This window comes from Pseudomonas syringae pv. tagetis, assembly GCF_022557255.1.
In the GTDB taxonomy this organism is placed as follows: domain Bacteria; phylum Pseudomonadota; class Gammaproteobacteria; order Pseudomonadales; family Pseudomonadaceae; genus Aquipseudomonas; species Aquipseudomonas caricapapayae.
On the sequence record NZ_CP092923.1, the window covers coordinates 1,235,289 to 1,247,885 of the forward strand.

General features: G+C 58.9%; 11 protein-coding genes. 8 read left to right on the plus strand and 3 right to left on the minus strand.

Annotated elements, in window-relative coordinates; genetic code table 11:
• Positions 1-92: 92 nt before the first annotated feature.
• The 3 genes from MME58_RS05490 to gap all read right to left on the minus strand — a co-directional run bounded on the left by MME58_RS05490 (position 93) and on the right by gap (position 2,787).
• Positions 93-1,058 (minus strand): FecR family protein, encoded by a 966-nt coding sequence (locus tag MME58_RS05490; RefSeq protein ID WP_055005238.1) that lies wholly within the window; start codon positions 1,056-1,058, stop codon positions 93-95.
• A 59-nt stretch (positions 1,059-1,117) separates the two neighbouring features.
• The gene (locus MME58_RS05495; protein WP_055005239.1) at positions 1,118-1,636 is read right to left on the minus strand and encodes an RNA polymerase sigma factor; all 519 of its coding nucleotides are present in this window, start codon (positions 1,634-1,636) and stop codon (positions 1,118-1,120) included.
• 149 nt (positions 1,637-1,785) lie between these two features.
• Complete coding sequence (gene gap / locus MME58_RS05500) at positions 1,786-2,787, minus strand: type I glyceraldehyde-3-phosphate dehydrogenase (RefSeq protein ID WP_054985554.1); 1,002 nt, start codon at positions 2,785-2,787, stop codon at positions 1,786-1,788.
• Positions 2,788-3,006: 219 nt separating this feature from the next.
• On the opposite strand from gap, the gene edd reads away from it, so the two are divergent.
• The 8 genes from edd (at position 3,007) to MME58_RS05540 (ending at position 12,526) form a co-directional block, all read left to right on the plus strand.
• A complete protein-coding gene (edd, locus tag MME58_RS05505) occupies positions 3,007-4,833 on the plus strand; it encodes a phosphogluconate dehydratase (RefSeq protein ID WP_054985555.1) in 1,827 nt (608 codons plus the stop codon).
• On the plus strand, positions 4,830-5,795 hold the full coding sequence (locus tag MME58_RS05510) for a glucokinase (RefSeq protein ID WP_055005240.1): 966 nt from the start codon (positions 4,830-4,832) through the stop codon (positions 5,793-5,795). Before edd ends, MME58_RS05510 begins: the two co-directional genes overlap by 4 nt.
• 49 nt (positions 5,796-5,844) lie before the next feature.
• Complete coding sequence (locus MME58_RS05515) at positions 5,845-6,582, plus strand: response regulator (protein WP_055005241.1); 738 nt, start codon at positions 5,845-5,847, stop codon at positions 6,580-6,582.
• A 61-nt stretch (positions 6,583-6,643) separates the two neighbouring features.
• Positions 6,644-8,050, plus strand: a complete 1,407-nt coding sequence (locus MME58_RS05520; RefSeq protein WP_055005340.1) for an ATP-binding protein — start codon at positions 6,644-6,646, stop codon at positions 8,048-8,050.
• A gap of 169 nt (positions 8,051-8,219) precedes the next feature.
• Entirely contained in the window at positions 8,220-9,506 is a 1,287-nt protein-coding gene (locus tag MME58_RS05525) for an ABC transporter substrate-binding protein (protein ID WP_054985559.1), read from the plus strand.
• Positions 9,507-9,610: 104 nt separating this feature from the next.
• Positions 9,611-10,519: a carbohydrate ABC transporter permease gene (locus MME58_RS05530; RefSeq protein ID WP_054985560.1), complete on the plus strand. Its 909-nt coding sequence runs from the start codon at positions 9,611-9,613 to the stop codon at positions 10,517-10,519.
• Entirely contained in the window at positions 10,512-11,357 is an 846-nt protein-coding gene (locus MME58_RS05535) for a carbohydrate ABC transporter permease (RefSeq protein WP_055005242.1), read from the plus strand. The genes MME58_RS05530 and MME58_RS05535 overlap by 8 nt, the downstream gene beginning before the upstream one ends.
• Positions 11,358-11,359: 2 nt before the next feature.
• Complete coding sequence (locus MME58_RS05540) at positions 11,360-12,526, plus strand: ABC transporter ATP-binding protein (protein ID WP_054985562.1); 1,167 nt, start codon at positions 11,360-11,362, stop codon at positions 12,524-12,526.
• The last annotated feature ends 71 nt before the right edge of the window (positions 12,527-12,597 follow it).

Consider the following 12,597-nt stretch of genomic DNA (forward strand, 5'->3'; position numbering starts at 1 on the left):
ATAGTGTTTACAGACTGTTTCAAAATGAGAATCAGTTGCATTGGCTATAACTAAACGAACGGGCAGTCGCTATCGAGTAAAAAAACTTTCCTTCAGTTGAGAATCACCAGTGCGGGCATTTCGTGAAGGCTTGCCGAGGTGATCTGCGCCAGCGAGCGCACTACGTCAAGCGGGCTGTCCAGACGGTAGTTGCCGGTTACCGCAATACGATCCAGCTGCGCATTGGTGCTAATGATCCAGCCGGGATAGTAACGGCGCAGTTCAGCCAGTACCTCGCTGAGCGGGCAGTTGTCGAAGATCAGTCGGCCTTGTACCCAGGCGAAGTCCTGGGTCGGGTCGAGCTTTTCACGGTGCCCGAAACCTGTGGGGCCGACGCGAACGCTTTCTCCGGCGCCCAGACTGACGCTGGAGTCGCCGCGCGTGGCGCGCACGTCGACGGCACCGCGCTGCACGCGCACTTGCGCAACACCGTTCAGGTAACGTACGGAAAATTCGGTGCTGTTGGCGCTCATGCGCACCGGTCCCGCTTCGATTTCCAGTGGCCGTCCCGATCTGGCCGTTACGTCGAAGAAGGCCTCACCCTGATATAGGCGTGCGGAACGCTGCTGGTCACTGATTTGGCTGGAGAAGGCCGAGTCGGTGTTGAGCAGCACCTTCGATCCGTCTGCCAGTTCCAGGCGCTGGCGTTCGCCCACGACGGTCAGGTGGTCGGCCTGCAGGCGCAGGGGCAGATTGCTGAAGCTGAACAGTCCCAACAGTAGCACCGCTGCAGTTGCCAGCGGTTTCCAGTGCGGGCGGACACGTTGCCAGACCGATGGCTTGCGGGGCAGTGCGATGCGTTCGGCGGCATGCTCGACCTGCGGTGAATTCCAGAGCGCGCTGGCCTTGTCGAAGGCAAGTGCGTGTTCGGGGTCGGCATTCAGCCATTCCTGAAAACGAGCCAGCCGGGTATCGTCCGCGTCTTCCAGTTCGATCAGCCAGCTCAGCGCCTGATCCATTGCAGCATTGCTCAACACGTCCTGCGCAATCGCGTGCGGGCGTTCTGTCTTCGGGGCCACGGTGTTCCTCGGCAATCCTGAAACTGTATCAATGAGAGTCTGGCAGCGTGCGGCAGGGTTCAGGGCGGGTCAAGTCTTGAAAGGACCCCAACGCAGATCGCCATGATCAGTTTCAGCTCTTTCTGGACGGTGCTGGCAGAAACCTGCAATTGCTCGGCAATTTCCAGATAACTGCGGCCCTCCAGCCGATTGAGGGTAAATATTTTCTGCTGGCGCGGGCTCAACGTGCCCAGGCTGACGCTCAGGCTTTCAAGCAGACGCTTGGCATGCGCAGCATTTTCAGGCGAGCCCAGCTGGGCCACGACGCTTTCCAGTCGGGCGGGAGAAACGTCTTCAAGCATGGTCCGGCCATGAATGCGCCGTGCGCGCAAATGGTCCAGCGCCAGATTGCGAGCGGTCTGAAAGACGAAGGGTTCAAGATGATCGACAGGATGTTCGGTCAATGCCCGACTGACACGCAGCCAGGTTTCCTGAAGCAGGTCCTCGGCAGCACTTTGATTGCCGACCATGCGATGCAGGGTACGTAACAGGACTGGGCGCTGGGCCAGAAAGACATCGTTGAAGCGTGACTGCGACACAGAGAGGCCCGACCGGAGATGTGAGCAAATGATAATGCTTCTCATCTTCGGGTCGGGTCAAGCCTGCATCTGTAAATATTTATCTGTGTGCGTTTTCTCGCTCAGCCTGCATCGACGCTGACTCGTTTTTCGCGAAGCTACGCACTGCGTTACTGTGCGTTATGCAGTGCCAGGCAATTGTCGAGCATGCGGTTGGAGAACGCCCATTCGTTGTCGTACCACGACAGGACCTTGAGCAACTTGCCACTGACCTTGGTGTGATTGGCGTCGAAGATCGACGACAGCGGGTTGTGGTTGAAGTCGTGGGAAACCAGCGGCAGGGTGTTGTAGCCCAGCACTTTGGAATGCTGGCTGGCTTCTTTCATCAGCGCATTGACTTCTTCGGCGGTGGTTTCACGCTTCAGGGTCACGGTCAGGTCGACCAGCGAAACGTTGATGACAGGTACGCGCACGGCCATGCCGGTGAGTTTGCCCGCCAGTTCCGGCAGCACCAGGCCGACTGCTTCGGCTGCACCGGTCTTGCTCGGGATCATCGATTGGGTGGCCGAACGGGCGCGGTATGGGTCGCTGTGGTAAACGTCGATCAGCGTCTGGTCGTTGGTGTAGGCATGGATGGTGGTCATCAGGCCGTTTTCGATACCCAGTTCGCGGTGCAGCACCTGGGCAACCGGTGCCAGGCAGTTGGTGGTGCAGGATGCGCTGGAAATGATCTGATGCGACTGGCGCAGCGTGTCGTGATTGACGCCATAGACGATGGTGGCATCGGCACCGCTGGCAGGGGCGGAGATAATGACCTTGCGCGCACCGGCGGTAAGGTGAGCGGCCGCCTTGTCGCGGCTGGTGAACAGACCGGTGCACTCGAACACCACATCGATATCCTGCGCCTTCCACGGCAACTCGGCCGGATTGCGAATGGCACTGACCGAAATACGGTCACCATTGACGGTCAGGCTTTCCTTGTCGCACTCGACCGTGCCGCTGAAAGGGCCGTGTACCGTGTCGAAGCGCAGCAGGTGTGCGTTGATTTCGCTGTCGCCAAGATCGTTGATGGCGACGACCTGCAGGTCCTGGCGGTAGCCTTGGGTATACAGTGCACGTAGGACGTTGCGGCCGATGCGGCCAAAACCGTTGATTGCGATACGAAGAGTCATACAGCCGTCCTTCTGAATTTGTTGTTGGAATTACAAGATTATTCTCATAGAAATAGAAAACAAGCCTTTTTAGTGGCAATATTTTGTTTTATCTACAACTACAAGCCTGAAAGGCCCTCCCGGTTGATCGAGATCAGGGTTTTACTCCCTGACCGTCACTGCTCGAAAACCGGAACCGTCTTTACGGGTGACCTTAGACGTTAGCCTGGAGTTCATCACATGCATCCCCGCGTCCTTGAAGTAACCGAGCGACTCATCGCCCGCAGTCGCGATACCCGTCAGCGCTACCTTCAATTGATTCGCGGCGCAGCGAGCGATGGCCCGATGCGCGGCAAGCTTCAATGTGCCAACTTTGCTCACGGCGTCGCTGCCTGCGGACCGGAAGACAAGCAAAGCCTGCGTCTGATGAACGCCGCCAACGTGGCAATCGTCTCGTCCTACAACGAAATGCTCTCGGCGCATCAGCCCTACGAGCACTTTCCTGCCCAGATCAAACAGGCTTTACGTGACATTGGTTCGGTCGGTCAGTTTGCCGGCGGCGTGCCTGCCATGTGCGATGGGGTGACTCAGGGAGAACCGGGCATGGAGCTGGCCATTGCCAGCCGCGAAGTGATTGCCATGTCCACGGCAGTTGCTTTGTCACACAATATGTTCGACGCCGCGATGATGCTGGGTATCTGCGACAAGATCGTACCCGGTCTGATGATGGGGGCTTTGCGTTTCGGTCATCTGCCTACCATCTTCGTGCCTGGCGGGCCGATGGTTTCAGGGATCTCCAACAAGGAAAAAGCCGACGTACGGCAACGTTATGCGGAAGGCAAAGCCACCCGTGAAGAGTTACTCGACTCGGAAATGAAGTCCTATCACGGCCCGGGAACCTGCACCTTCTACGGGACGGCCAACACCAATCAGTTGTTGATGGAAGTCATGGGTATGCACCTTCCCGGTGCCTCGTTCGTCAATCCCTACACGCCATTGCGCGACGCGCTGACCGCTGAAGCGGCTCGCCAGGTGACGCGTCTGACCATGCAGAGCGGCAGTTTCATGCCGATTGGCGAAATCGTCGACGAGCGCTCGCTGGTCAACTCCATCGTTGCGCTGCACGCCACTGGCGGCTCGACCAACCATACGCTGCACATGCCGGCCATTGCCCAGGCCGCCGGAATCCAGTTGACCTGGCAGGACATGGCCGACCTGTCTGAAGTGGTGCCGACCCTCAGCCACGTCTACCCCAACGGCAAAGCCGATATCAACCACTTCCAGGCTGCGGGCGGCATGTCGTTCCTGATCCGTGAATTGCTCGCTGCCGGTCTGCTGCACGAAAACGTCAACACCGTGGCAGGTTATGGTTTGAGCCGTTACACCAAAGAACCCTTCCTGGAAGACGGCAAGCTGGTCTGGCGTGAAGGGCCGCTCGAAAGCCTGGATGAAAACATCTTGCGGCCGGTTGCCCGTCCGTTCTCGCCGGAAGGGGGGTTGCGGGTCATGGAAGGCAATCTGGGACGCGGTGTGATGAAAGTCTCCGCCGTGGCGCCGGAGCATCAGATTGTCGAAGCGCCAGCCAAGGTCTTTCAGGATCAGAAAGAGCTGGCAGATGCGTTCAAGGCCGGCGAGCTGGAGTGCGATTTCGTCGCCGTGATGCGTTTCCAGGGGCCGCGCTGCAACGGCATGCCCGAACTGCACAAGATGACGCCGTTTCTGGGGGTTTTGCAGGACCGTGGTTTCAAGGTTGCGTTGGTCACCGATGGACGCATGTCGGGCGCGTCGGGCAAGATCCCGGCGGCCATTCATGTCTGCCCGGAAGCGTTCGATGGTGGTCCGCTGGCGCTGGTGCGCGATGGTGACGTGATCCGCGTGGATGGCGTAAAAGGCACGTTACAAGTGCTGGTCGAAGCGTCAGAATTGGCCGCCAGAGAGCCGGCCATCAACCAGATCGACAACACTGTCGGCTGTGGTCGCGAGCTGTTTGGATTCATGCGCATGGCCTTCAGCTCCGCAGAGCAAGGTGCCAGCGCCTTTACCTCTAGTCTGGAGACGCTTAAGTGAAGTTGGCCCTGGTCGGTGATATAGGCGGTACCAATGCACGTTTTGCCATTTGGGAAGACGACACGCTGCATTCTGTCCGGGTATTCCCGACCATTGACTACGCCGGGCCCGAAAAGGCCATCGAAGTCTATCTGCAGGACCTTGAGCTGCAGCGCGGAGATATCAGCCATGTATGCCTGGCCGTAGCCGGGCCGGTCGACGGTGATTTCTTCCAGTTCACCAACAGCCATTGGCAGTTGAGCCGCACGGCGTTCTGTGCCGACCTGAAGGTCGAACATCTGCTGCTGATCAACGACTTCACTGCCATGGCGCTGGGTATGACCCGCCTCAGCGAAGATGAGTACCTGACGGTCTGCCATGGCGTCGGTAAACCTGATCGCCCAAGCGTGGTCGTGGGGCCGGGTACAGGGCTGGGCGTCGGAACGCTGATCAGGCTTGAAGGCAGTCGCTGGATGGCGTTGCCGGGCGAGGGCGGGCATGTTGACCTGCCAATCGGTACGGCGCGCGAGGCGCTGTTGTGGACCCGTTTGATGGCCGAGCACGAACATGTCAGCGCTGAGGTCGTACTCAGCGGCGCGGGCTTGCTGTTGCTGTATCAGGTCAGTTGCGCATTGGACGATGTCGAGCCGGTGCTCAAGTCGCCTGCCGCGATCACGTCGGCTGCGCTGTCAGGCGATCCGGTCGCTGCCGCCGTGCTGGAGCAGTTCTGCGTGTTTCTCGGCAGAGTGGTGGGCAATACTGTCCTTACCCTAGGAGGTCTGGGCGGGGTCTATATGGTGGGTGGCGTAGTACCGCGTTTCACCGATTTCTTCATGAACAGCGGGTTCAAGCGAGCCATGGCCGAGAAGGGCGTCATGAGCGACTATTTCAAGGACCTGCCGGTCTGGCTGGTGACTGCCGAGTACCCTGGCCTTACAGGCGCAGGTGTCGCTCTGCAGCAAGCGTTTGCTGCGCAGATCTGAGCAACCTCCCATAACAACAAAGCTTCACAGCCAACAAGGACGCTTCAACTTGAGCTCAGTCAGTAAATCGATCCTGCTGGTGGATGACGATCAGGAGATTCGCGAATTGCTGGACGCTTACCTGAGCCGCGCCGGTTTTCAGGTCCGCACGGTGGGTGATGGCGCGGATTTTCGGCGCGCGTTCAATGAAGAGCCAAGCGACTTGCTGATCCTTGATGTCATGCTGCCCGATGAAGATGGTTTCAGCCTGTGTCGCTGGATCCGCCAACATCCACGTCAGCCGCACGTGCCCATCATCATGCTGACTGCCAGTTCGGACGAGGCTGACCGGGTCATCGGTCTGGAGCTGGGTGCCGACGATTACCTGGGCAAGCCCTTCAGCCCGCGTGAGCTTCAGGCCCGGATCAAGGCGCTGTTGCGACGGGCCCAGTTCGGTCAGGAGCGTCTAGGTGGCGACGTGATCCTGTTCGATGAGTGGCGGCTGGACATGGTCAGTCACCGGCTGTTTCACAACGACGGCGAAGAGGTGATCCTGTCCGGTGCCGACTTCGCACTGCTCAAGCTGTTTCTCGACAACCCCCAGCAGATTCTCGACCGCGACACCATCGGCAACGCCACGCGCGGGCGTGAGCTGATGCCGCTGGAGCGGATTGTCGACATGGCAGTCAGTCGTCTGCGCCAGCGTCTGCGCGACACCGGCAAGTCGCCGCGTCTGATCCGCACCATTCGCGGCAGCGGTTATCTGCTGGCCGCGAACGTCAACTCGCAAGCGGGCAACGGCTATTAACTCCCCGGCGGCAGTGCCGAAAAGAACCGGCCTGCCACTGCCGCGCTCGTTGCTGGGGCGCATGCTGCTGTTGACGTTACTGGCGGTCCTGCTGGCGCAGATGCTGTCCAGCGTGATCTGGCTGTCACAGTTGCGAGCCACTCAGACAGAGGGGCTGGTGACCAGTGCGCGCAGCCTGGCGTACTCGATGGCAGCCAGCGTCAGTTACTTTCGCTCATTGCCGCTGGCCTATCGCCCTATGGTGCTGGATCAATTACGCAGCATGGGGGGCACGCGCTTCGTCGTCTCGCTCAACGACCATCCGCTGGACATGCAGATCATGCAGCCTACGCCCCGCAAACAGGCGGTGCTGGACGTGGTGGGCGACGTATTGCGCCAGCGGCTGGGCAATGGCCCGGACATCACCGTGTGGTTTGCGCGGCCCGACGAATTGCGGATTTTCAATAGCGGCCTGAAGCTCGATGAGTTGCCGCGCTCGTGGGCGCATTACGCGTTGACACTTGAGCCGGTGAACCCTCCGGTGCTGGTTACGCAAATCGAAATGGCACCCGGCGAGTGGTTCTACATTGCCTCGCTGCTGCCTGAACCCTATACCTCGCTGGAGGAGCAGGACCTGCCCCTCCAGCAGGTCTCATTCATCGTTCTGACCAGCGCATTTCTGCTGTTGTTTATCGGTTTGCTGGTGCATTGGCAGAGCCGGCCGCTCAAGCGCCTGGCGCGGGCCGCGCGGGATATGTCGCTGGGGGCGGACGTCGAGCCTGTGGTCGAGGGCGGCGGCAGTGAGGTCATCGAGGTCAGCCGGGCGTTCAACGCCATGCGCACGCGGATCAGCCGCTACCTGACCGAGCGCGGCCAGTTGTTCAGTGCCATCTCCCACGACCTGCGCACGCCCATTACCCGTCTGCGGCTGCGTGTCGAGCTGCTGGAAGACGAGCACGTGCAGCGTAAATTCAGCCGCGACCTGGACGAGTTGGAGTTGCTGGTCAAAGGCGCGCTGCAATGCGTCAAGGACACCGATATTCATGAAAACATCGAGCCGGTGGACCTCAATGTTTTGCTTGATTGCCTGGTCGAGCCCTGGCTCAGCGCCGAAGGCGACGGGCGCGTCACTCAGTTGGGCGAGGCTCAGGCCGCCTATCCCGGCAAGCCGCTGGCGCTGAGGCGCTGCATCGGAAATCTGATCGACAATGCGCTCAAATACGGCCATCGGGCTCACTTGAAAGTCGAAGACAACGCTGCGGCTTTCGTCCTGCATGTGGATGACGAAGGGCCTGGTGTACCCGAGCAACGTCTGGAACACGTATTCGAGCCGCATTTCCGTCTGGCAGGTAACCAGCAGCAGGGTTACGGTCTGGGTCTGGGTATTGCGCGCAACATCGCTCACAGTCATGGCGGCGAGGTCAGCCTGCAGAATCTGCGTGACGGTGGGTTGCGAGTCACGCTGTACCTGCCCAGGACCACGGAATGATTGGCCTGATAGTGGCTTTAGGCTCTTGATTGCCCGGTGATTTCATTTGTCACTATCTTGTGACAATTGCGCATCCCTTCGTTACTGTCACTGCCTCTGGCTTGGTTAGACTCCCACGAAGCGCAAGCACCAGACTTGCTCAGGCATAACAACAAGAAAGGTCAAATCGATGAATTCCATGTCACGTCTCGCCGTTGTCATCTCTCTCGCTTCGTTGTTCCCTCTGAGCGCTACCGCCGCTGAATCCAAAGGCACTGTTGAAGTGGTGCACTGGTGGACCTCGGGTGGCGAAAAGGCTGCGGTCGATGTTCTGAAAGCCCAGGTCGAAAAAGACGGTTTTGTCTGGAAGGACGGTGCCGTCGCAGGTGGCGGTGGTGCCACAGCCATGACCGTGCTCAAGAGCCGCGCGGTTTCCGGCAACCCGCCGGGCGTTGCGCAGATCAAAGGCCCCGATATTCAGGAGTGGGCGTCTACCGGTCTGCTGGATAGCGATGCGTTGAAAGACGTCGCCAAGGCTGAAAAGTGGGACTCCCTGCTGGACAAGAAAGTCTCCGATACCGTCAAGTACGATGGCGACTACGTTGCCGTGCCGGTGAACATTCACCGCGTCAACTGGCTGTGGATCAATCCCGAAGTCTTCAAGAAAGCCGGTATCGACAAGGCACCGACCACCCTCGAAGAATTCTACGCTGCGGGCGACAAGCTGAAGAAAGCCGGTTTCATCCCGCTGGCGCACGGCGGTCAGCCGTGGCAGGACAGCACGGTATTCGAAGCTGTTGTGCTGTCGGTCATGGGCGCTGATGGCTACAAGAAAGCGCTGGTCGATCTGGACGAGAGCGCGCTGACTGGTCCTGAAATGGTCAAGTCGCTGACTGAACTCAAGAAGGTCGCGACCTACATGGACGCCGACGGCAAGGGCCAGGACTGGAATCTGGAAGCTGCCAAGGTGATCAACGGCAAGGCCGGCATGCAGATCATGGGTGACTGGGCCAAGAGCGAGTGGACAGCAGCCAAGAAGGTCGCCGGCAAGGATTATCAGTGCGTAGCCTTCCCGGGCACCGACAAGGCGTTCACCTATAACATCGACTCGCTGGCGGTGTTCAAGCAGAAAGACAAGGGCACCACTGCCGCGCAGCAGGACCTTGCCAAGGTCGCGATGGGTGAAGATTTCCAGAAGGTCTTCAGCATCAACAAAGGCTCGATCCCGGTTCGTGAAGACATGCTGTCCGACATGAGCAAATACGGTTTCGACTCGTGTGCGCAAACCGCTGCGAAGGACTTCCTGGCTGACTCGAAGACCGGTGGTCTGCAGCCAAGCATGGCGCACAACATGGCAACTACGCTGGCAGTCCAGGGTGCGTTCTTCGATGTGGTAACCAACTACATCAATGATCCGAAAGCTGATCCGGCAGAAACAGCCAAAAAGCTGGCCGCTGCGATCAAATCTGCCAAGTAATTCGTTCTGAACTGCCTTTAACCGTCGTCCGCAGTGTTGAAATCCCTGGTTGATTTCGCCTGCGGCTGCGGCCTGAATTCGATACACCTGATGGGATACTCCCGATGAGCTCTGTCGCTGCGCACAGCAAAGCCTCGCCAATGGATGCGCTGCAACGCTGGCTACCAAAACTGGTGCTGGCACCCAGCATGTTCATCGTGTTGGTCGGTTTCTATGGCTACATCCTCTGGACCTTCGCACTGTCGTTCACCAACTCGACGTTTCTGCCGTCCTACAAATGGGTCGGTCTGGCGCAATATGCGCGCCTCATGGACAACGACCGCTGGTGGGTGGCGAGCAAGAACCTCGCCGTGTTTGGCGGCATGTTCATTGCCATCAGCCTGGTGATCGGTGTTCTGCTGGCCGTCTTGCTGGACCAGCGAATCCGTCGTGAAGGCATGATTCGCACCATCTACCTGTACCCGATGGCGTTGTCGATGATCGTCACCGGTACGGCGTGGAAGTGGCTGCTCAATCCTGGTCTGGGCCTGGACAAGATGCTGCGTGACTGGGGCTGGGAAGGTTTCCGCCTGGACTGGCTGGTCGATCCGGATCGAGTAGTCTACTGCCTAGTCATCGCTGCCGTGTGGCAATCCTCCGGTTTTGTCATGGCGCTGTTTCTGGCCGGGCTGCGTGGAGTCGATCAGTCGATCATCCGTGCAGCGCAAATGGATGGCGCAAGTCTCCCGATGATCTACTGGCGTGTAGTGCTGCCGAGCCTGCGTCCGGTATTTTTCAGTGCGGTCATGATTCTGGCGCACATCGCCATCAAGAGTTTCGATCTGGTGGCCGCAATGACGGCCGGAGGCCCGGGTTACTCATCCGACTTGCCCGCGATGTTCATGTATTCCTTTACCTTCAGCCGTGGCCAGATGGGCATGGGCTCGGCCAGTGCAATTCTGATGCTCGGCGCGATTCTGGCGATTCTGGTGCCGTACCTGTATTCCGAGCTGAGGACCAAACGCCATGACTAGTCATGTTGGAAAACCGGGTATCAGCTTCAGTCGCATTGTCATCTATGCCGTGTTGTTGCTGGCCTGCCTGCTATATCTGGTGCCGTTGGTGGTGATGCTGTTCACCAGCTTCAAGACCCCCGAAGACATCGGCACCGGTAACCTGCTGAGCTGGCCGAGCGTGGTCACTGCAATTGGCTGGATCAAGGCCTGGGACATCGTTGACGGCTACTTCTGGAACTCGATCAAGATCACGGTTCCGGCGGTGCTCATTTCCACTGCAATCGGCGCGCTCAACGGCTATGTGCTGTCGATGTGGCGCTTCAAAGGCTCGCAGCTGTTCTTCGGTCTGTTGCTGTTTGGTTGCTTCCTGCCGTTCCAGACCGTTCTGCTGCCAGCCTCTTTCACGCTCGGCAAGATGGGCCTGGCCAACACGACCACCGGGCTGGTATTTGTCCATGTGGTCTACGGGCTGGCGTTTACAACGCTATTCTTCCGTAATTACTACGTCAGCATTCCCGATGCGCTGGTCAAGGCAGCACGGCTGGACGGTGCCGGTTTCTTCACCATCTTCGGGCGCATCATTCTGCCGATGTCCACGCCCATCGTGATGGTCTGCCTGATCTGGCAGTTCACCCAGATCTGGAACGATTTCCTGTTCGGCGTTGTGTTCTCCAGTGGCGAGTCACAGCCGATCACTGTGGCCCTGAACAATCTGGTCAATACCAGCACAGGTGCCAAGGAATACAACGTTGACATGGCGGCGGCGATGATTGCCGGTCTGCCGACACTGCTGGTGTATGTACTGGCTGGCAAGTATTTCCTGCGTGGGCTCACGGCCGGCGCGGTCAAGGGGTAATCATGGCGACTCTCGAATTACGCAACGTCAACAAGACTTACGGCAGCAACCTGCCGGACACGCTCAAGAACATCGACCTGTCGATCAAGGATGGCGAGTTTCTGATCCTGGTCGGTCCGTCCGGCTGCGGTAAATCCACCCTGATGAACTGCATTGCGGGTCTGGAAAGCATCAGCGGCGGGGAGATCCTGATCGACGGTCAGGACGTCAGCAGTACCAGCCCCAAGGACCGCGACATCGCGATGGTCTTCCAGTCCTACGCCCTGTACCCGACCATGAGCGTGCGTGAAAACATCGCCTTCGGGCTAAAGATTCGCAAGATGCCGCAAGCCGAAATCGATGAAGAAGTGGCGCGCGTTGCCAAGCTTTTGCAGATCGAGCACCTGCTCAATCGCAAGCCGGGCCAGATGTCCGGCGGTCAGCAGCAGCGCGTTGCGATGGGGCGTGCGCTGGCTCGTCGGCCGAAGATTTACCTCTTCGATGAGCCGCTGTCCAACCTCGACGCCAAGTTGCGGGTCGAGATGCGTACCGAAATGAAGTTGATGCACCAGCGTCTCAAAACCACCACGGTCTATGTGACTCACGATCAGATCGAGGCCATGACGCTCGGTGACAAGGTGGCGGTCATGAAGGACGGCATCGTTCAGCAGTTCGGAACACCCAAGCAGATCTACACCGATCCTGCCAACTTGTTCGTGGCCAGTTTCATCGGTTCGCCGCCGATGAACTTCATCCCGATGCGTCTGCAACGCAAGGATGGCCAGTTGATTGCTCTGCTCGACAGTGGTCAGGCGCGTTGCGAGCTGCCGGTCGGTGTTTCCGATGTCGGTTTGGAAGATCGAGAAATCATTCTTGGTATCCGGCCAGAACAGATTATGCTGGCAGGCGCTGAATCGAGCGGCCTGCCGACCATCCGTGCCGAGGTCCAGGTAACCGAGCCAACCGGGCCGGATACGCTGGTGTTCGTCACGCTCAATCAGAGTAAGGTCTGCTGTCGCCTTGCTCCGGATGTTGCACCTCAGGTTGGCGAAAGCCTGACCCTGCAATTCGACCCGTCCAGAGTGCTGATTTTCGATGCTCAGAGCGGCGAGCGTCTTGGGGTTCTGGGAGCGCCGTCGATGGCTGCAGGTAAACAAACTCTCCCAGTTGAGCCACAAGTGATAAATTGATTCAGCACCAGGCATTGCCCCAGGGTCGTTGACTGCCACACTGCCACGACCGACCGGCGAACACGAAGCAG

What these genes read in the sequence shown, in the direction of transcription:
- gap (WP_054985554.1), bottom strand. Translation starts at nt 2,787, where the DNA reads ATGACTCTTCGTATCGCAATCAACGGTTTTGGCCGCATCGGCCGCAAC.
- edd (WP_054985555.1), top strand. Translation starts at nt 3,007, where the DNA reads ATGCATCCCCGCGTCCTTGAAGTAACCGAGCGACTCATCGCCCGCAGT.
- MME58_RS05520 (WP_055005340.1), top strand. Translation starts at nt 6,644, where the DNA reads ATGCTGCTGTTGACGTTACTGGCGGTCCTGCTGGCGCAGATGCTGTCC.
- MME58_RS05525 (WP_054985559.1), top strand. Translation starts at nt 8,220, where the DNA reads ATGAATTCCATGTCACGTCTCGCCGTTGTCATCTCTCTCGCTTCGTTG.
- MME58_RS05530 (WP_054985560.1), top strand. Translation starts at nt 9,611, where the DNA reads ATGAGCTCTGTCGCTGCGCACAGCAAAGCCTCGCCAATGGATGCGCTG.
- MME58_RS05535 (WP_055005242.1), top strand. Translation starts at nt 10,512, where the DNA reads ATGACTAGTCATGTTGGAAAACCGGGTATCAGCTTCAGTCGCATTGTC.
- MME58_RS05540 (WP_054985562.1), top strand. Translation starts at nt 11,360, where the DNA reads ATGGCGACTCTCGAATTACGCAACGTCAACAAGACTTACGGCAGCAAC.